The sequence below is a fragment of the Rhodococcus sp. ENV425 genome, from assembly GCF_002887785.1.
In the GTDB taxonomy this organism is placed as follows: Bacteria; Actinomycetota; Actinomycetes; order Mycobacteriales; family Mycobacteriaceae; genus Rhodococcus; species Rhodococcus aetherivorans.
In genome coordinates, this window is the sequence record NZ_PCZU01000175.1 from 1 (window position 1) to 16,744 (window position 16,744).

The 16,744-nt window shown below is 72.2% G+C and carries 15 protein-coding genes; 8 read left to right on the plus strand and 7 right to left on the minus strand.

Translation table 11 applies throughout. The annotated features are described in order from the left end of the window. Positions 1 to 85: 85 nt before the first annotated feature. Positions 86 to 595, minus strand: a complete 510-nt coding sequence (locus tag CQZ88_RS14075; RefSeq protein WP_006938061.1) for a hypothetical protein — start codon at positions 593 to 595, stop codon at positions 86 to 88. 366 nt (positions 596 to 961) lie between these two features. Here CQZ88_RS14075 and CQZ88_RS14080 point away from each other — a divergent pair, with 366 nt between their 5' ends. After that, a complete protein-coding gene (locus CQZ88_RS14080; protein WP_006938062.1) occupies positions 962 to 1,522 on the plus strand; it encodes a GNAT family N-acetyltransferase in 561 nt (186 codons plus the stop codon). A 43-nt stretch (positions 1,523 to 1,565) separates the two neighbouring features. Here CQZ88_RS14080 and zapE read toward each other — a convergent pair whose 3' ends face one another. Continuing rightward, a complete protein-coding gene (gene zapE / locus CQZ88_RS14085) occupies positions 1,566 to 2,582 on the minus strand; it encodes a cell division protein ZapE (protein ID WP_043798161.1) in 1,017 nt (338 codons plus the stop codon). 153 nt (positions 2,583 to 2,735) lie between these two features. Between zapE and CQZ88_RS14090 the strand changes: the two genes are divergently transcribed. Genes CQZ88_RS14090 through msrB form a run of 3 tightly spaced genes read left to right on the plus strand, consistent with a single transcriptional unit; the run spans position 2,736 to position 6,085 of the window. Beyond that, the gene (locus CQZ88_RS14090) at positions 2,736 to 4,292 is read left to right on the plus strand and encodes an alpha/beta hydrolase (RefSeq protein ID WP_180987016.1); all 1,557 of its coding nucleotides are present in this window, start codon (positions 2,736 to 2,738) and stop codon (positions 4,290 to 4,292) included. Between the two features lie 46 nt (positions 4,293 to 4,338). Beyond that, the gene (locus CQZ88_RS14095; RefSeq protein WP_006938070.1) at positions 4,339 to 5,646 is read left to right on the plus strand and encodes a glycosyltransferase family 87 protein; all 1,308 of its coding nucleotides are present in this window, start codon (positions 4,339 to 4,341) and stop codon (positions 5,644 to 5,646) included. A 10-nt stretch (positions 5,647 to 5,656) separates the two neighbouring features. Further along, entirely contained in the window at positions 5,657 to 6,085 is a 429-nt protein-coding gene (msrB, locus tag CQZ88_RS14100; RefSeq protein WP_037201669.1) for a peptide-methionine (R)-S-oxide reductase MsrB, read from the plus strand. On the opposite strand, the gene CQZ88_RS14105 is transcribed toward msrB, so the two are convergent. Continuing rightward, positions 6,048 to 6,773: an HAD family hydrolase gene (locus tag CQZ88_RS14105; protein WP_006938076.1), complete on the minus strand. Its 726-nt coding sequence runs from the start codon at positions 6,771 to 6,773 to the stop codon at positions 6,048 to 6,050. The genes msrB and CQZ88_RS14105 overlap by 38 nt on opposite strands. Positions 6,774 to 6,839: 66 nt before the next feature. Between CQZ88_RS14105 and CQZ88_RS14110 the strand changes: the two genes are divergently transcribed. Further along, on the plus strand, positions 6,840 to 7,805 hold the full coding sequence (locus CQZ88_RS14110) for an L-lactate dehydrogenase (RefSeq protein ID WP_006938078.1): 966 nt from the start codon (positions 6,840 to 6,842) through the stop codon (positions 7,803 to 7,805). A gap of 90 nt (positions 7,806 to 7,895) precedes the next feature. On the opposite strand, the gene CQZ88_RS14115 is transcribed toward CQZ88_RS14110, so the two are convergent. Beyond that, entirely contained in the window at positions 7,896 to 10,181 is a 2,286-nt protein-coding gene (locus CQZ88_RS14115) for a molybdopterin-dependent oxidoreductase (protein ID WP_102799920.1), read from the minus strand. Between the two features lie 147 nt (positions 10,182 to 10,328). Here CQZ88_RS14115 and CQZ88_RS14120 point away from each other — a divergent pair, with 147 nt between their 5' ends. Beyond that, positions 10,329 to 11,273 carry a lactate dehydrogenase gene (locus tag CQZ88_RS14120; protein WP_102799921.1) on the plus strand — a complete coding sequence of 315 codons (945 nt, stop codon included), beginning with the start codon at positions 10,329 to 10,331 and terminating at the stop codon, positions 11,271 to 11,273. A 49-nt stretch (positions 11,274 to 11,322) separates the two neighbouring features. On the opposite strand, the gene hemQ is transcribed toward CQZ88_RS14120, so the two are convergent. From hemQ to hemE, 3 genes are read right to left on the minus strand one after another with little or no spacing between them, the layout of a single operon-like run. Beyond that, positions 11,323 to 12,018 carry a hydrogen peroxide-dependent heme synthase gene (gene hemQ, locus CQZ88_RS14125; protein WP_006938082.1) on the minus strand — a complete coding sequence of 232 codons (696 nt, stop codon included), beginning with the start codon at positions 12,016 to 12,018 and terminating at the stop codon, positions 11,323 to 11,325. Positions 12,019 to 12,023: 5 nt separating this feature from the next. After that, the gene (locus CQZ88_RS14130; RefSeq protein WP_102799922.1) at positions 12,024 to 13,388 is read right to left on the minus strand and encodes a protoporphyrinogen oxidase; all 1,365 of its coding nucleotides are present in this window, start codon (positions 13,386 to 13,388) and stop codon (positions 12,024 to 12,026) included. Next, complete coding sequence (gene hemE, locus CQZ88_RS14135) at positions 13,385 to 14,482, minus strand: uroporphyrinogen decarboxylase (RefSeq protein ID WP_043798170.1); 1,098 nt, start codon at positions 14,480 to 14,482, stop codon at positions 13,385 to 13,387. The genes CQZ88_RS14130 and hemE overlap by 4 nt, the downstream gene beginning before the upstream one ends. Before the next feature lie 116 nt (positions 14,483 to 14,598). On the opposite strand from hemE, the gene CQZ88_RS14140 reads away from it, so the two are divergent. Together CQZ88_RS14140 and CQZ88_RS14145 are read left to right on the plus strand one after the other, a co-directional pair. Beyond that, complete coding sequence (locus tag CQZ88_RS14140; protein ID WP_006938090.1) at positions 14,599 to 15,174, plus strand: DUF3000 domain-containing protein; 576 nt, start codon at positions 14,599 to 14,601, stop codon at positions 15,172 to 15,174. Between the two features lie 76 nt (positions 15,175 to 15,250). Further along, positions 15,251 to 16,663, plus strand: coding sequence for a wax ester/triacylglycerol synthase family O-acyltransferase (locus CQZ88_RS14145; RefSeq protein ID WP_029543440.1), 1,413 nt, complete (start codon positions 15,251 to 15,253; stop codon positions 16,661 to 16,663). Positions 16,664 to 16,744: the final 81 nt, after the last annotated feature.

Below are 16,744 nucleotides of genomic sequence, written 5' to 3' on the forward strand. Positions count from 1 at the left end.
TCACTGGTTCAATCCCAGTATCGCGCACCATCCACACGGCGAAGGCCCTCCCGACCGGGAGGGCCTTCGCCGTATCGCCACCCCGTCAGCGGGAGGCATGCAGCCGGTTGGCGCCGGCGGTCATCGCGCGCAGTGCCGATTCGGTCCCGGTCGCCGCGATTCCCATGCTCCAGAGCCGGCGGCCGTCCGCCTCGCACAGCAGGAACGTCGCGTGGGTGTCACCGAGGTCGAACTGGTGGAAGGAGAGGATCTCGAGCGGCATCCCGAGGGTGTGCATCATGGCGGTCATCGCAGACACCGGGCCGGTGGCGGTCGCCGCGGCGGTGTGGATGGTCTCCCCCACGCCGAAGGTGGCCTCGTAGTTGCAGCGGCCGGCGCGCGCAGCCTCGGCGTACCAGCCACCGAGCCGCACGGGCCCGTGCTGCGGCGCATAGGTGGCGGTGAACTCGGCCCAGCTCATGCCGGCGGACTCGGCGCGCAGCTCGCGCGGCAGGAACCGACCGTAGCGTGCGGCGAAGGGATCGATCGGCGCCGAGCGGGGAGTGTCCGTGCAGCCGGCGGCAGGAATCAGAGCGGTGGAGGTGAAGGCGTTCATCGAAGGAGGTCTTCCGCGCGAAGGGAGGACCGACAGGTAGCTCAACGACCCGCAGCGAGGGGTCGGTCCGAATCAGACCCCGCTACGGCGGTGAACTACGAGTACGCGCTTCATGAGAGCCCACAGTAGAGCGTCGGCTCGCAGAAGGCAACCACCCCGGTAACCGGCGCGTGACCGAACCGTGACCCACCCGGCTGGAACCTGAGGAATCCCTCATGTATTGTCGGAGGTGCCATCCCCCCGATGGTAATGAACCCCAGCCATGACCCCCCATCCAAGGCTGGGGTTCAGCCATTTCCGGACCTCGGGCGTGCTCCGTTCCCCGAGCGTCGCCGCGGCGGAGCGCCGAGTGATCTACTGGTTGCTATGCCAACGCCGTCACTCGAGGAATCCACCGCGAACGTCTCCGTCGAGCAGGCCGGGATCTGGGATGCCGAGACCATCGCCGACGTCGCGGCCACCACGTTCCCCCTGGCCTGCCCGTCCGATGCCTCCCAGGAGGACATCGCCGCTTTCATCGACGAGACCCTGTCCGCGGAACGGTTCAGCGAGTACCTCACCGACCCGACCCGCATCGTCCTCAAGGCGACGGTCGGTGGCGAGATCGTGGGCTACCTCATGGCAATCGATGCCGAACCCGCCGACCCGGCGGTCCGCGAAGCCGTGACGGCGCTGCCGACCACCGAGATCAGCAAGCTCTACGTGCTCCCGGGCAAGCACGGCACCGGTGTGGCGGCGGCACTGATGGCTGCCATCGTCGACCACGCCCGGGCGACCGGCTGCCGGGGGCTGTGGCTGGGGGTCAACCAACAGAACTCACGCGCCCGGCGGTTCTACGCCAAGAACGAGTTCGAGGTCGTGGGGACGCGGACGTTCCAGGTCGGCTCGCAGACCCACCACGACTACGTCATGCAACGCACCCTCTGACGCGAGGTCCTGCGCTCCCGGCGGCGTCCGCCGGGAGCGTGACTCAGCTGGCCGCGGTCTCGAACCGCGACAGTGCCAGCAGGCGCGACGTCGCGCGCAGGTACTTCTTGCGGTAGCCGCCGGCAAGCATCTCGGCGGTGAAGATCTCGTCCAGCTTCGCGCCGGCGACGGTCACCGGGATGCTCGCATCGTAGAGCCGGTCGGCGAGAACCACCAGGCGCAGCGCCACCGACTGGTCGTGGGCGGGATGGACCCCGTTGAGGAAGACCGCCGGGACGCCCTCGACGAGCTTGCCGTACCGCGACGGGTGCAGCGTGCTCAGGTGCGCGCACAATTCGTCGAAGTCGTCGAGGGTGGCGCCGGCCACCGCATCGGCTCGATCGAGCAGGTCCTCGGAGCTGATCGGGTCCGGTGCCGGTGGCAGGTCGCGGTGCCGGTAGTCGGGTCCGTCCACACGGATGGTCTCGAAGATGGCGGCGAGCTTCTTGATCTCGCGCAGGAAGTCCTGCGCCGCGAACCGGCCCTCCCCCAGCTGCCCGGGCAGGGTGTTGGACGTCGCGACGATGGACACGCCTCGCGCGGACAGCTCGGTCAGCAGCCGGGACACCAGCATCGTGTCGCCCGGGTCGTCGAGCTCGAACTCGTCGATGCACAGCACGCTGTGGTTCGACAGCTCCTCGACGGCCTTGTTGAAGCCGAGAGCGCCGACCACGTGGGTCAGCTCCACGAACGTGCCGAACGCCTTCGGCGACGGCGCCGCGTGGAAGATCGAGGCCAGCAGGTGGGTCTTGCCGACGCCGAAGCCGCCGTCGAGGTAGAGCCCGGCGCCGGTGGACGGCGCCTTGCGGCCGAACAGGCCGCGCCGGCCACCGCCCCGGATCTTGGCGATCTTGTGGGCGAACTCCTCCGCCGTCCGGACGGCGGTCGCCTGGCTCGGCTCGTTCGGATCGGGAATGTAGGACGCGAAGCTCACGTCGTCGAACATCGCGGGCGGAACCATCTGGGCCACCAGTTGGTCGGACGGCACCACGGGATTGCGATCGACGAGACGTTCGTGCATTTCTCCAGGGTAGGGCCGGAGCTCGAGGCGACCGGTACACCGAGGGCAGATTGCGACCTACTTCACATCACGTACACCTGATCGTCACGTCCGGCGGATCGGACGATCCGGTCACGTGCGCGGCCCGCCGCACCGACCTGGCAGGCTGTGCCCATGCGCAGAACCGGTGTGCTCACGATGGGCATCGTCGTGCTCGGAGCGATGACCGCCGCGTGCGGGGCGGGCCCCTCGGTGCGTCCCGACGTCGCCGTGGTGCAGGAGGCGGACGGCCGGGCCACCCCCACCGGCGAGGACCCGGCCGCCGCGCCCGAGTTGCCGGTGCCCGCCCGGGACCTGGACTGGCGCGACTGCACCGCCGACACCCTCGCCGCGCAGGCCCTGCCGCCGGGCCCGACGGGTCTCGTCCTCGAGTGCGCCCAGATTCCGGCCGCGATCGACGCCGCGGGCACCGTGCCGGGCTCGTTCCCCCTCGACGTGCTGCGTGCCCGGCTGGCGCAGACCCCCGCCGATGCGGCCCCGCTCGTCATGACGACGGGGGCGGACCTGCCCTCCACCCGGGCGCTGGCCGCGCTGTCGACCGGCTCGCTCGCCGAGCTCGTGGCCTCCCGGCCGGTCGTCGCGGTGGATCGGCGCGGCCTCGGTGCGTCCCAGCCGATCGAGTGCATCTTCGGAGCGGACCGACGCGCCCTGGCCGACCACGGACAGTTCGGTCGTACCGGCGACGGACCCGACCGGGTCGCCGAGCTCGGCCGGCAGGCCACCATCGCATGCACCGACTACCTGCAGCCGCAGGAACTGCTGTTCGGGGCCGCCCACGCCGCCGACGATCTCGAGCAGCTGCGCACCACGTGGGGGGTCGAGCGGATCGGTGTGCTCGGCATCGGCAACGGCGCCACGGTCGCCCTGGCCTACGCGTCGAAGTACCCGACGACCCTCGGCCGTCTCGTCCTCGACTCCCCCGCCGCGGCCACCGCCGACGCCGAGATGCTCGCCGAGAGCCGGGTGCGCGGCGCAGAGTCGGCGGTCGACGCATTCGCCCGCCAGTGCGTTGCGCTGGCGTGCTCGCTGGGCCCGGATCCGCGGGCCGCGCTCGAGGATCTGCACGCCCGGGCCGCGGCCGGCACGCTCGCCCCGCTGTCGTCGAACTCCCTGCTCACCGCGGTGACGTGGTTCCTGGGGACTCCCCGCAGCGACGCGCCGACCCGGGTCCGCGAGCTGTCCGACGCGCTGTCCGCGGCCGGCGCGGGCGACGTGACGCCGATGCTCGAGCTCGTCGGCGCCGCCGAGGCCGTGCTGTTGTCCGACGGGCAGTTCGTCTCCCGCTGCAGCGACGGGCAGCGGTGGCCCACGACGGCACGGGCCGCCGAACTGCAGCGGACGTGGTCGGCGAACTACCCACTGTTCGGTGGCGACGCGGCGATCGGTCTCACCGCGTGCAGCGCCTGGCCGAGCATGCCGACCCCGCCGCTGCCGGCGGAGGTCCGCGTGCCCGTGCTGGTGACGACGGGCGCCGCCGACCCGCTCGTCGGCAGCGCGGGGCTCGACTCGGTCACCGGAGCCCTCACCGCCGTCTCGGCGCGGTGGGCGGCGCTGTCGTGGCAGGGCGCCGGATACTCCGCGGCCCTGCACTCCGGCTGCATCCAGACACGGGTGGCGGAGTATCTCGACACCGGTGCGCTACCGCCGAACGGCAGCCTGTGCCCGGCGTGACCCCGCGTCCGACGTGGCCCGGGCCCGGCGCCGCGAGGAGGGGACGGTGGGTGGCCACCACCGGCTCCCGGTGTACCGTGCCGTAGTGTTCCTCAGCCGCCTCGAGCCCCGCACCGCCCGCACCACCGCGGAGGTGGTCAAGTGCGTTGTGTGGCCGTTGGCCGTGCTCACGGTGCTGCACCGTGTGGCGGTCAAGGCCGTCAACGGATTCCGCACCGACGATTTCACCCCCGTCTACAACGCGGCCCTGGCGTTTCTCAACCGCCGGCCCGTGTACACCGCGAACTTCGAGTGGGTGGACCCGCACTACCTGTACCCGCCGTCCGGGACCCTGCTGATCTCCCCGATCGCGGTGATCGACCCGGAGCGATCGCGGTGGCTGTTCATCATCGCCAACGCGATCGCGATCATCGTGGCGCTGTACCTGCTGCTGCGGATGTTCGGCTACGGCCTCGACTCGGTGCTCGCGCCGATCCTGCTGCTCGCGGCGTTCAGCTCCGAGACGGTGACGAACACCCTGGTGTTCACCAACATCAACGGCCTCGTCCTGCTCGGCGAGGTCACCTTCCTGGCGCTGCTGCTCCGGCGGCGCGACCTGTGGGCGGGCGTCGCGATCGGGCTGACGTTCGCGGTCAAACCGATCCTCGCGCCGCTGCTGCTGATTCCGTTCGTGCGGCGGCAGTGGAAGGTGTTCGCCACCGCCGCGGCGGTCCCCCTCGGACTGACGCTCGTCGCGTGGCCGCTCTCGGTGGATGCGTGGGCGTTCGTCGAGCGCACCACGCCGTACCTGTTCGAGGCGCGCGACTACTTCAACAGCGCGATCGTCGGCAACGGCATGTACTACGGCCTGCCGGCGTGGTTGATCCTCGCGCTGCGCGTCGTGCTGGGTGTCATGGTCGTCGTCTCGCTGTGGCTGCTGTACCGGTACTGCCGCCACGACGAGCTGTTCTTCGTCGGCACGAGCACCGGGGTGCTGCTCACCGCGTCGTTCCTGCTCGGTTCGCTCGGCCAGATGTACTACTCGATGATGCTGTTCCCGCTGCTGATGACGGTGGTGCTGCCCAACTCGGTGATGCGGAACTGGCCGGCGTGGCTCGCGGTCTACGGCTTCATGAGCTACGACAGCTGGCTGTCGGGGCGGTGGCCGGAGGCCGGCCGCGCCGCCGAGTACATGAAGACGACGTTCGGCTGGTCGCTGCTGCTCATCGTGATCTTCGCGGTGCTGCTCGACCGGTACCTGGCCGCCCGGCGGGAGGGCCGGCTGGCGGACGGCATCGAGCCGTCGTTCCTGTTGCCGGAACGCAAGACCGCGCCGCAGGCCGAGCTCGTGGCGACGAACCGTGGTGAGGGCTAGCGTGGAGCGCATGGCTGACCCTGTCCCGACCGAACCCGCGCCGAAGGTGTCCCTGAGCGACGACGAATGGCGCGCGCGCCTCACCCCCGAGGAGTACGCGGTGCTGCGGCAGGCCGGCACCGAGCGGCCCTTCGTCGGCGAGTACACCGACACGGAGACCGAGGGCGTGTACGAGTGCCGCGCCTGCGGGACCGAACTGTTCCGCAGCACCGAGAAGTTCCATTCGCACTGCGGGTGGCCCTCCTTCTTCGATCCGGCGACGAGCGACGCGGTGATCCTGCGGTCCGACGACTCCCTCGGCATGCGCCGGGTGGAGGTACTGTGCGCGTCCTGCCACAGCCACCTCGGGCACGTGTTCGAGGGCGAGGGGTACCCGACCCCGACCGATCAGCGGTACTGCATCAACTCGATCTCCCTGCGCCTGGTTCCGAAGGACTGAGGCCGGCCGCGAACAGGGCCCGCCACAACCCCCGGCGACGCTCGGCGGTGGGCAGCGGCTCCACGAGGGCGAACGAGCAGCCGATGCGTCGGGCCGCGCCGTCGGCCTCCTCGCTGTCGCCCACCATCAGCGTGCGCTCCGGGGACACACCGAGCGCATCGACGGCGTGGCGGAAGATCTCCGGCTCCGGCTTGACCGCGCCGACCTCGAAGGACAACACGAACTCCGACACCAGGTCGTCGATGCCGAGCGCCGCGAACGCCGGCCGGATGTCGAAGGCGATGTTGCTCAGCACCGCCACGGCGAGGCCCTCGCCGGCGAGGGCCTCGATCACCGGGACCGTGTCCGGGTACACCGTCCAGCACCGCGGATCGGTCAGCTTCGCGTACAGGCCGAGGGCCTGCTCCTCGTCGGCGACCCCGGAGCGGCGCAGCACCGTGAGGTAGGCGTCGCGGTGCCAGCGGGGATCCCGGTCGCGGTTGATCCAGGCGTGATGCTCGGCGGCATCCATCTCGACGGGCTGGCCGGTCGGGGCGGTCATCCGGCGCATCAGCTCGGCCTGCCGGTGCACGTCGAACGGTCGGCCCCGGTCGTCGGTGACGTCGGCCAGCCAGGATTCGTCCTCCTCGAGCCGGAACAACGTGCCGGAGAAGTCGAACAGCACGGCGTCGAACGGTGGAACGCTCATGGTTCGAAGGCTAGCGGCCGCGGGGTCGGGCTGCGGATCGAGCGCGGAGCGACGACGATCGAGTCCATGTCGACGACCCGTGCGTCCCGCAAGTCCAAGGTTTCGATCGTCGGTGCCGGCAGCGTCGGCACCGCCGTCGCCTACGCGTGCCTGATCCGTGGCTCCGCGGATTCGCTGGCCCTGTTCGATCCGAACACCGACAAGGTGCGGGCCGAGGTGCTCGACCTGAACCACGGCACCCAGTTCGCCCCGGCGTGCCGCATCGACGGCGCCGACGACCTCGCCGTCACCGCCGGCTCCGACCTGATCGTCGTGACGGCGGGCGCCAAGCAGAAGCCGGGCCAGTCACGGCTCGAGCTGGCGGCGGCGAACGTGCGCATCGTGCAGGAGCTCACGCCCGCCCTCCTCGCGCTCTCCCCCGACGCCGTGGTGCTGTTCGTCAGCAACCCGGTCGACGTGGTGACGTATGCGGCAATCCGCGCGACCGACGCCCCCGCCGGACAGATCCTCGGGTCCGGCACGGTTCTCGACTCCGGGCGGTTGCGCTTCCTCGTCGCGCAGCACGTCGGCATCGCGGTGGAGAACGTGCACGCCCTCATCGTCGGCGAGCACGGCGACTCCGAGATCACGCTGTGGTCGAGCGCGACGGTGGGCGGGGTGCCGGCCACGGAGTACCGGGACGAGAACGGTGCGGCGGCGTTCGACGCCGCGATCCGGGAGCAGATCTCCACGCGGGTGGTCCGCAGCGCCTACGAGATCATCCTGGGCAAGGGGGCCACCAACCTGGCCATCGGCCTGTCCACCGCCCGGATCGTGGAGGCGGTGCTGAGGGACCAGCACCGGGTGCTGCCGGTCTCGACACTGCAGCGCGGCGCGCACGGGATCGACGGGGTGTGCCTGTCGCTGCCGACGATCGTCGACGGCCGCGGCGCCGGCCGGGTGCTCGAGATCCCGCTGTCGCCCGACGAGGCCGCCGGGCTGCGGGCGTCGGCGCAGACGCTGCGGGAGGTGCAGCGCTCGCTGGGGCTGTGACCGCCGGGCCCGGCTCCGAGCGAATGTATCGTCGATCTCCGTAGCGGTAGCGAGCGATACATTCGCTCGGCGCACGGGAAGCCGGAAGGGTCAGCGCGTGCGGATCACCGGCGGGTCGAAGGCCCGGACCGGCGGCAGTTCCCCGTCGAAGCGCTCGATCTGCACGAGCACGTGCTGGCCCGTGCAACCGCGTGCGAGACGCGACGTGCCGATGTCGGCGGTGAGCACGTTGGGGTTGCCGTGCACGCACATCGAGCCGGGGTCGGCCGGGTCGAGGGGGTCGTACCAGGCGCCGGTGCCCAGCTGCACCACGCCGGGCAGCAGGCCGTCGTCGAGGACGGCGCCGGCCAGGCAGGCGCCCCGATCGTTGAAGACCCGCACAACGTCGTCGGCCGCCACGCCGCGTGCCGCCGCGTCGTCCGGGTGCATCCGGATCGGCTCACGCCCGCGGATCTTCGAGGCCTGGCTGGTGGCGCCGTGGTCGAGCTGGCTGTGCAGGCGGGTCTTCGGCTGGTTCGCGATCAGGTGCAGCGGGTAATGCTGCGCCCGCGGGCCCCCGAGCCACTCCTCCGGCTCGAACCAGGCGGGATGCCCGGCGCAGTCGTCGTATCCGAAGCCGTCGATATCGGCGGAGAAGATCTCGATGCGCCCGCTGGGGGTGCCCAGCGGATTGCGCTGCGGGTCGGCACGGAACTCCTCGAACAGGGTGAGCCCGTCCTCGCTGCGCATCCGCACGTGGCCGCGCCGCCAGAACTCGTCGAACTCGGGCGGTGTCTCGACGCGGTTCTCGTCGGCGAGAACGAAGCCACGCCACTGCCCGTACAGGTGCTCGAGCCACTCGCGGGCGCTGCGACCCTCCGTGAACCGCTCACCGAAGCCGAGCCGGTGCGCCAGGGCGGCGAACGTGTCGTAGTCGTCGCGGGCGTCGGCGAATCGCGGGGCGGCGGCGTGCATCGCGACGAGCAGCGGGGCGTTGCGGGTGCAGCTGAGATCCTCGCGTTCGAGAGACGTGGTGGACGGCACCACGATGTCGGCGTGCTTGGCCGTCGCGGTCCAGTAGGGGTCGTGCACGACGATCGTGTCCGGCCGGGTCAGAGCGCGGCGCAGCCGGCCCAGGTCCTGGTGGTGGTGGAACGGGTTGCCGCCGGCCCAGTACACGAGCCGGATGTCGGGGTACGTCAGGCGCCGGCCGTCGAAGTCGTACTCCTGCCCCGGCCGCAGCAGCAGGTCGGAGATCGCGGCCACCGGGATCAGGTCGTCGACCGGGTTGTTGCCCTGGAACAGGGTCGGCAGCGGATACGGGACGGGCGCGATGCCGGGTTCGTTCATCGAGCCGTAGCCGTGCCCGAAGCCGCCGCCGGGCAGACCGATCTGGCCGAGCATCGCGGCGAGGGTCACCCCCGCCCACGGCGCCTGCTCGCCGTGCCGGACCCGCTGCAGCGACCAGGTGACCGTGATCAGGGTGCGGCCCGCGGCCATGCGCCGGGCCAGCGCGGCGATGGCCTCGGCGGGCAGGCCGGACAGGCCGGCTGCCCACCGCGGGGTCTTGGCGACGCCGTCGGTGCGGCCGAGGAGATAGTCCTCGAACCGGTCGTAGCCGACGCAGTAGCGGTCGAGGAAGTCGCGGTCGGCGAGGTCCTCGGTGGCGAGCACGTAGGCGAGGGCGAGCATGACCGCGACGTCCGTGCCGGGCCGGGGCGCGAGCCGCTCGGCGGCGCCGTGCAGGTCGTCGTGCAGGGGGCTGATCGACACCACGGTCCCGCCGCGGGCGCGCAGGGCGTCGAGCGCGCCGCGGGTGGGGTGGTGGCTGGTGCCGCCGTCGTTGACCGCCGTGTTCTTCAGCGGCACCCCACCGAAGCACACCATCAGGTCGGTCTCGCGGGCGATGACGTCCCAGTTCGTGGCGCGGGCGAACAGCTTCCAGTGCGTGCCGACCACGCGCGGCATGATCACGCCGGTCGCGCCGAGCGAATAGCTGTGCACCGATCGGGTGTAACCGCCGAGCATCTTCAGGAACCGGTGGACCTGGCTCTGCGCGTGGTGGAACCGGCCCGGCGACGACCAGCCGTACGAGCCGCCGAAGATCGCCCGGTTGCCGTGCGTGTCGACCACGCGCCGCAGCTCACCGGCGAGCAGCTCGGTCAGCTCGTCCCAGGACACCGCGACGAACTCGTCGACCCCACGTCGGTCGCTGGGGCCCGGTCCTGCTTCGAGCCAGCCCCGGCGCACCGCAGGTCCGGCCACGCGCGACCGGTGCCGCACCGAGCCGACGGCGTTGGCGAGAATCGGCGACGGGTCGGTGTCGCCTTCGAAGGGGTGCACGGCGGTGACGTCGCCCTCGTCCGTCTCGACCTCGAACATCCCCCAGTGCGCCATGTGCTGGTGTCGCACGGCTCGAGAACTCATGGGGCACAGTCTGCCAGTGGGCGCGCAGCGTCCGATCGGCGAGCCGAGCGGCGCCCGGGGACCTAGCGTGGGCATCGACGGACGGCGACAGCCGTACCCGACGAGAGGGAGGCGTTGATGGCGGAAGGTGTCGAATCCGGCGGGGCCCCGGCCCGCGCGGTGGTGGTCGGAGCCGGGCACGTCGGCATGATCTCGGCGATGCGCCTGGCCGACGCGGACGTGTTCGACGAGGTCGTGCTCGTCGACGTCGAACCCGGCCTGGCGGCGGGGATCGCTCTGGACCTGACCCACACCGGCGCGCTGACGGGCTCCGGGACGCGGGTACGGGGGGCGGTGTCGCTGGAGGAGGCCGGTCCCGCGGACTACGTGATCATCACCGCCGGCAAGGCCCGCCGGCCGGGGATGAGTCGCAGCGACCTCACCGCGACGAACGCCCGGATCGTCGGCGACGTGGCCGGGCGCGCGGCGGCGGTCTCCCCCGACGTGGTGCTCGTCGTGGTGACGAACCCGTTGGACGAGATGACGTACCAGGCGTGGCGCAGCTCGGGGTTGCCGGCGGAGCAGGTGCTGGGCATGGCCGGGCTGCTCGACGCGGGGCGGTTCCGGGCGCTGGCCGCCGCGGACGGGGCCGGGGGGGCGCGGGAGCTCGGCGCCGTGGCGCTCGGGAGCCACGGCGAGGAGATGGTGATCCCGCTGTCGCAGGCACCGGAGATCGCCGCGCGTCTCGACGCCGCGCGCCTCGACGAGCTGGTCGACCGCACCCGCACCTCGGGCGCGGAGGTTCTGGGGCTGCTGAAGTCCGGCAGCGCGTTCTTCGGTCCCGGCACCGCCGCCGCGCACATGGTGCTGGCGATGGTCGCCGACTCGGGAACGGTCGTGTCGGCGACGGTGCGCCCGAACGGCGAGTACGGCATCGGCGACGTGTTCGTCGGTCTCCCGGTGGTCCTGGGGCGCCGCGGCGTGCGGCGCATCGTCGAGCTGGACCTGACACCGGAGGAACTGGAACTGCTGCGCGAGGCGGCGAAACGGATCGGTGAGCGGATCGCGGGGCTGCCCGCCTGAGCACGCCCGGGCTGCGGCGCCGTCCCCGGTGGCGGCGCCGCGGCGCGGGTCAGGGCAGCGCGGTGATCAGCTTCTCGACGTCGACGCGAGGACCGGTGAAGAACGGGGTCTCCTCCCGGACGTGCATGCGGGCCTCGGTGGCGCGCAGGTCACGCATGAGATCGACGATGCGGTCCAGTTCGGGCGCCTCGAACGCCAGGATCCACTCGTAGTCGCCGAGCGCGAACGCGGGGACGGTATTGGCGCGCACGTCCGGGTAGCCACGGCCGGCCTTGCCGTGGTCGGCGAGCATCTTGCGGCGCTCGGCGTCGGGCAGCAGGTACCACTCGTACGACCGCACGAAGGGGTAGACGCAAATGTAGTTGCCGGGGTCCTCGCCGGCGATGAAGGCCGGGACGTGGCTCTTGTTGAACTCCGCCGGCCGGTGCAGCGCGACGTTCGACCAGACCGGAGCGCTGGCGCGGCCGAGGACGGTGGTGCGCCGGAAATCGGAGTAGAGCTTCTGCAGATCCTCGAGCCGCTCGGCGTGGGTCCAGATCATGAAGTCGGCGTCGGCGCGGACGCCGGCGACGTCGTAGATGCCGCGGACGATCACATCGGTGTTCTCGAAGGACGCGAAGAACTTCTGCGCGTCCTCGATCGCCGCGGTGCGGTCCTCGCCGAGGACACCGGGCCGGACCTGGAACACCGAGAACATCGCGTAGCGGAGGGTGGAGTTGAGCTTGTCGAAGTCGAGACGTGCCATGCCGCTCATCCTGCCACTCGCGTAGCGAGCCGCGTCGCGGCCGTCGTGCCTGATGCGACACAGGCGGGGACTCCGACGCCGTGGAGCATCGCGCCGGCGACCTCGAGGCCGTCGACGGTAGCGATCGCGTCCTCGAGGACGGCGACCACGTCGAGGTGCCCGGCCCGGTACTGGGGCAGGCCGCCGTGCCAGCGCTGGACGAACGTGGCCACGGGCTCGTCGGTGACCCCGGTGACGGTGGCGAGGTCGGCGCGAGCGCGGGCGATCAGCTCGTCGTCGGGGGCGTCGACGATCGCGGCTTCGCCGTAACGGCCGAACGACGCGCGGGCCAGCGCGACGTCGCGCCCGGCCAGGTGGGGCCACTTGCGGCTCGACAGGGTGAACGCCTTGGCGGACAGGTCCTCACCGGTGGCGACGAGGATCCCGGAGTTCTGCGGCAACGCGGCACCGCTCGGCAGTGCCAGCGCCACCACCGCGGACGAGGCGAGCGGGATCCGGGACGCCTGCGCGGCCGCCGCCGGGACGGCGTCGGCGAGCAGCTCGGCGGCACGGTCGGCCGGCACCGCGAGTACGACACCGTCGACGGGTCCGATCGGGTCGAGGTTCCAGCGGCCGCCGGCGCGGCGCAGACCGCTCGCGGCGGCGTGCCGGATCTCGGCGTCGGCGGCCTTCTCCAGCGCGTCGAGCAGCGTGCCGTAGCCGTCGCGCAGGGTGCCGAACACCGGCGCGTCCGAGGGCTCCGGCAGCGCACGGGTGACCGCCTCGCTCAGGCTCGGGGCACCCGCGTCGAGGGCTGCGGCCAGGGTCGGCAGGGTGGCCCGCACGCCCGCGGTGTCGGAGAGCCCGGAGTAGACGCCGCCGAGAAGGGGGTCGACGGAGCGGCGCACCACCTGCTCGCCGAACCGGTCGGCGACCAGGTCGGCCACCGAGACGTCGCCGGCGCGGTCCCAGTACAGCGGGACGGTGGGCTCGGCCGCTATCCGCGCAAGGGTGTCGGCGTCGACGAGACCGGTCAGCGACCCGGCGTCGGCGGGGATCCCCATCAGGGTGCCGCTGGGCAGCGGATGCAGCGCGGCACCGGCGTAGATCAGCGGCCGGGCCCCGGACGGGTGCACGAGCTGGTCACTCAGGCCCAGCTCCTCGAGCAGCGCGGGGACCTCGGGGCGGCGGCCGATGAACGCCTCCGCCCCCACATCGACCGGATCCCCGGCGAGCGGCACGGTGCGCAGCTTCCCGCCGAGCCGCTCGGAGCCCTCGAGGAGGACGATCCGGGCGTGCGCGCCGAGCAGGCGACGCAACCGGTACGCCGCGACGAGCCCGGTGATGCCGCCGCCGACGACGGCGACGCTCGGTGCTCCTGCACCGCTCACAGCGAGTGCACCAGTTCGACGACGGCGGTGAGGACGTCCGGATCGGTGTCGGGCAGGACGCCGTGCCCGAGGTTGAAGATGTGCCCGGTCGCCCCCGCGGCGCGGGCGCGGTCACCCTCGGCGACGATGCGGCGCACCTCGGCCTGGACCACCTCGGGTCCGGCGAACAGGATCGCGGGATCGAGATTGCCCTGCAACGCTTTTCCGGCCCCCACCCGGGTGACGGCGACGTCCAGCGGCACCCGCCAGTCCACGCCGACCACATCTGCGCCGGCCTCGCCCATGGCGCCGAGCAGTTCGCCGGTGCCGACACCGAAGTGGATGCGCGGCACGCCGGCGGACTCGACCTCGGCGAACACGCGTTCCGAATGGGGCAGCACGAATTCGCGGTAGTCGGCCAGCGACAGCGCGCCGGCCCACGAGTCGAACAGCTGGATCGCGTCGACGCCGGAGTGCAGCTGAGCCTGCAGGAACGCGATCGTGATGTCGGCGAGCCGCCCCAGCAGGGCGTGCCAGGTGCGCGGATCGGCGTGCATGAGGGCCTTGGTGCGCTCGTGGTTGCGGCTGGGTCCGCCCTCGACGAGGTAGGAGGCGAGGGTGAACGGCGCCCCGGCGAAGCCGATGAGCGGGACGTCGCCGAGTTCGCGAGTGAGCAGCCCCACCGCCCGTGCGACGGCACCGACCTCGTCGTGTTCGAGGGTGGGCAGCTTCGCGACGTCCGCCGCGGTGCGCACGGGGTTCGCGATCACCGGTCCGGTCCCGGCCACGATGTCGAGGTCGATCCCGGCGGCCTTGAGCGGAACGACGATGTCCGAGAACAGGATCGCGGCGTCCACCCGGTGCCGGCGCACCGGCTGCAGGGTGATCTCGCAGACCAGTTCGGGATCGAAGCAGGACTCGAGCATGCCGATGTTCGCCCGGATCTCGCGGTACTCCGGCAGCGACCGGCCGGCCTGCCGCATGAACCACACGGGCCGGTGCGCCGGCTCGAGTCCCCGCGCGGCGGCGAGCAGGGGCGCCTGCGGGAGCTGGCGCCGCGTCGGGTAATCCACACGCGGGGTGGAGCCGACGTTCGTGTTCTCCAGGCCGGTCATTGATCCTCGTTCGTCCAAGGGCACGGGTCGCTGCCCATGCTGCCACGCCCGGCCACCCCTCCGGAATCGGCGCGCCTCCCGCGTGGTCCCGGTCACCCGGTCTAACGTCCGCTGTCGTGACCACCTCGCCCGCCGAGCCGGCCCAGTTCCGCGCTGCCATCGACTCGATGAACGCGGCCACCGTGCGGCCGGAGATCGAGGTGGGTCCGATCCGGCCGCCGCAGCGGCTGGCTCCGTACAGCTATGCGCTGGGCGCGGAGGTGCTCCATCCGGACACCGACCTGGTGCCCGAGCAATCGGAGGGCGACGCGTTCGGCAGGCTGATCCTGCTGTACGACCCGGAGGGCGACGAGGCCTGGAACGGCACCATGCGGCTCGTCGCCTACATCCAGGCCGACGTGGACGCCACCCTGGCTGCCGATCCGCTGCTGCCGGAGGTGGCCTGGAGCTGGCTGGTCGATGCGCTCGACGCGCACGGCGAGCCGCTGACGGCGCTCGGCGGCACCGTGACGTCGACGAGTTCGGTGCGCTTCGGCGACATCGCCGGCCCGGCGCGGGCGCATCAGCTGGAGCTACGGGCGTCGTGGACCGCACAGTCCGGCGAGCTCGGACCGCACGTGGAGGCGTTCTGCGAGGTGCTCGCGTATGCGGCGGGCCTGCCCCCGGCGGGCGTGACGCGCCTGCAGCACTGAGCCGTCGCCGAGTCCCGAGTCGCCGACGGCACGGAGAGCGGTGCACCGGCGCACCCCGCGGTCCTATGATCGAGGCATGCGTCGGCTCAGCGGGCTCGACGCCGCGCTCCTCTACACCGACTCGCCGGGGCTGCCCGTGCAGATCGGCGGCTTGGCCCTGCTCGACGTCTCGACCGTGCCGGGCGGCTACTCCTTCGAACGGCTCGGCTCCGACCTGGAGGCGCGCGTTGCGGCGGTGCCGCTGCTGCGCCGGCGAGTGGTCGACTCCCGGCTCAATCCCGGCCATCCCGTGTGGGTGGACGACCCCGATTTCGACGTCGGCCGGCACGTGCGCCGGTTCACCGTGCCGCCCCCGGGCACCGCGGCCGAACTGGCCGTGCTCTGTGGGCAGCGTTTCGCCCAGCGGTTCGACCGGTCCGGGCCGCTGTGGGAGACCGCGGTGTTCGAGGGACTGGCCGACGGCTCGGTCGCGGTGCTGACGCGCATCCACCACGCCGTCGTGGACGGCCTCGCCGGGGCGACCCTGCTGGCGCAGCTGTGCGACCGCGAACCCGGCGCCCCGCCACCGCGGCCCGAGTCGCCCGGCGTCGGTGGGGCGAACCGCCTGACCGTCGCCGCGGGCGGCGTTGCCGATCTCGCCACCCGGCCGCTGGACCTCGCCCGCGCGGTGCGGTCCAGCGCGGCCATGGTGCCCCGGTGGGTGGGCCGGGCGCGGCGAGGGGAGGCGATGGCGGTGCCGCTCACGGCGCCGCGGACGTCGTTCAACCGCCGCGTCACCGGCCGTCGCAACGTCGCGTTCGTGACGCTGGATTTCGCGGCCGTGAAGGCGGTCAAGCGCGCGTTCGGCGTCACGGTCAACGATGTCGTGCTGGCCCTGTGCGCCTCGGTTCTGCGCCGATATCTCGCCGCCCGCGGCGAACTGCCGGCCTCTCCCCTGGTGGCCGCCGTCCCGGTCTCGGTGCACGGACGCGCCCGGGGGGACGCCGGCAACCAGATTTCGGTGCTGATGGGGCGGCTGCACACCGAGATCGCCGATCCCGTCGTGCGGCTGCACGCCGTCGCGGCGGACGAGACTGCGGCCAAGGCCCACCACGCCACCTTCGACCCCGACCTGCTCGGCAGCTGGGGCCAGGTGGCTCCGGGCGCGGCGTTCGGGGCGGCCCTGCGGTTGTATTCGGCGCTGCGGCTGCCCAACGTGCTCCCGGTGCTGAACAATCTCGTGGTCTCCGACATCCCCGGGCCGACGGACACGCTGTACTACCTCGGCGCGCGGATCACCGCGCTGTACCCGTTCGGGCCGATCTACCACGGCGCGGGCCTGAACATCACCGTCCTGTCGCTCGACGGCGGCCTGCACTTCGGTCTGCAGTCGTGCCCCGACCTGCTGCCGGACCTGTGGCGGCTGGCCGACGGCTTCCCGGCTGCTCTCGCGGAGCTGGCCGACCGGGTGCCGGGCGCTCCGCCGGCCCCGCTCGCCGCGCCGAGCTGACCGGCGCCCGTCGCGGCGCCCGGGGAACGGGTTCCGGACCGCCGGGGCGACGAAGACCCGCTGGGGCAGGTGGACCAGGCT

What these genes read in the sequence shown, in the direction of transcription:
- hemE (WP_043798170.1), bottom strand. Translation starts at nt 14,482, where the DNA reads ATGACCGGCCTGGAGAACACGAACGTCGGCTCCACCCCGCGTGTGGAT.
- CQZ88_RS14090 (WP_180987016.1), top strand. Translation starts at nt 2,736, where the DNA reads ATGCGCAGAACCGGTGTGCTCACGATGGGCATCGTCGTGCTCGGAGCG.
- CQZ88_RS14080 (WP_006938062.1), top strand. Translation starts at nt 962, where the DNA reads ATGCCAACGCCGTCACTCGAGGAATCCACCGCGAACGTCTCCGTCGAG.
- zapE (WP_043798161.1), bottom strand. Translation starts at nt 2,582, where the DNA reads ATGCACGAACGTCTCGTCGATCGCAATCCCGTGGTGCCGTCCGACCAA.
- msrB (WP_037201669.1), top strand. Translation starts at nt 5,657, where the DNA reads ATGGCTGACCCTGTCCCGACCGAACCCGCGCCGAAGGTGTCCCTGAGC.
- CQZ88_RS14120 (WP_102799921.1), top strand. Translation starts at nt 10,329, where the DNA reads ATGGCGGAAGGTGTCGAATCCGGCGGGGCCCCGGCCCGCGCGGTGGTG.
- hemQ (WP_006938082.1), bottom strand. Translation starts at nt 12,018, where the DNA reads ATGGCACGTCTCGACTTCGACAAGCTCAACTCCACCCTCCGCTACGCG.
- CQZ88_RS14105 (WP_006938076.1), bottom strand. Translation starts at nt 6,773, where the DNA reads ATGAGCGTTCCACCGTTCGACGCCGTGCTGTTCGACTTCTCCGGCACG.
- CQZ88_RS14110 (WP_006938078.1), top strand. Translation starts at nt 6,840, where the DNA reads ATGTCGACGACCCGTGCGTCCCGCAAGTCCAAGGTTTCGATCGTCGGT.
- CQZ88_RS14115 (WP_102799920.1), bottom strand. Translation starts at nt 10,181, where the DNA reads ATGGCGCACTGGGGGATGTTCGAGGTCGAGACGGACGAGGGCGACGTC.
- CQZ88_RS14075 (WP_006938061.1), bottom strand. Translation starts at nt 595, where the DNA reads ATGAACGCCTTCACCTCCACCGCTCTGATTCCTGCCGCCGGCTGCACG.
- CQZ88_RS14145 (WP_029543440.1), top strand. Translation starts at nt 15,251, where the DNA reads ATGCGTCGGCTCAGCGGGCTCGACGCCGCGCTCCTCTACACCGACTCG.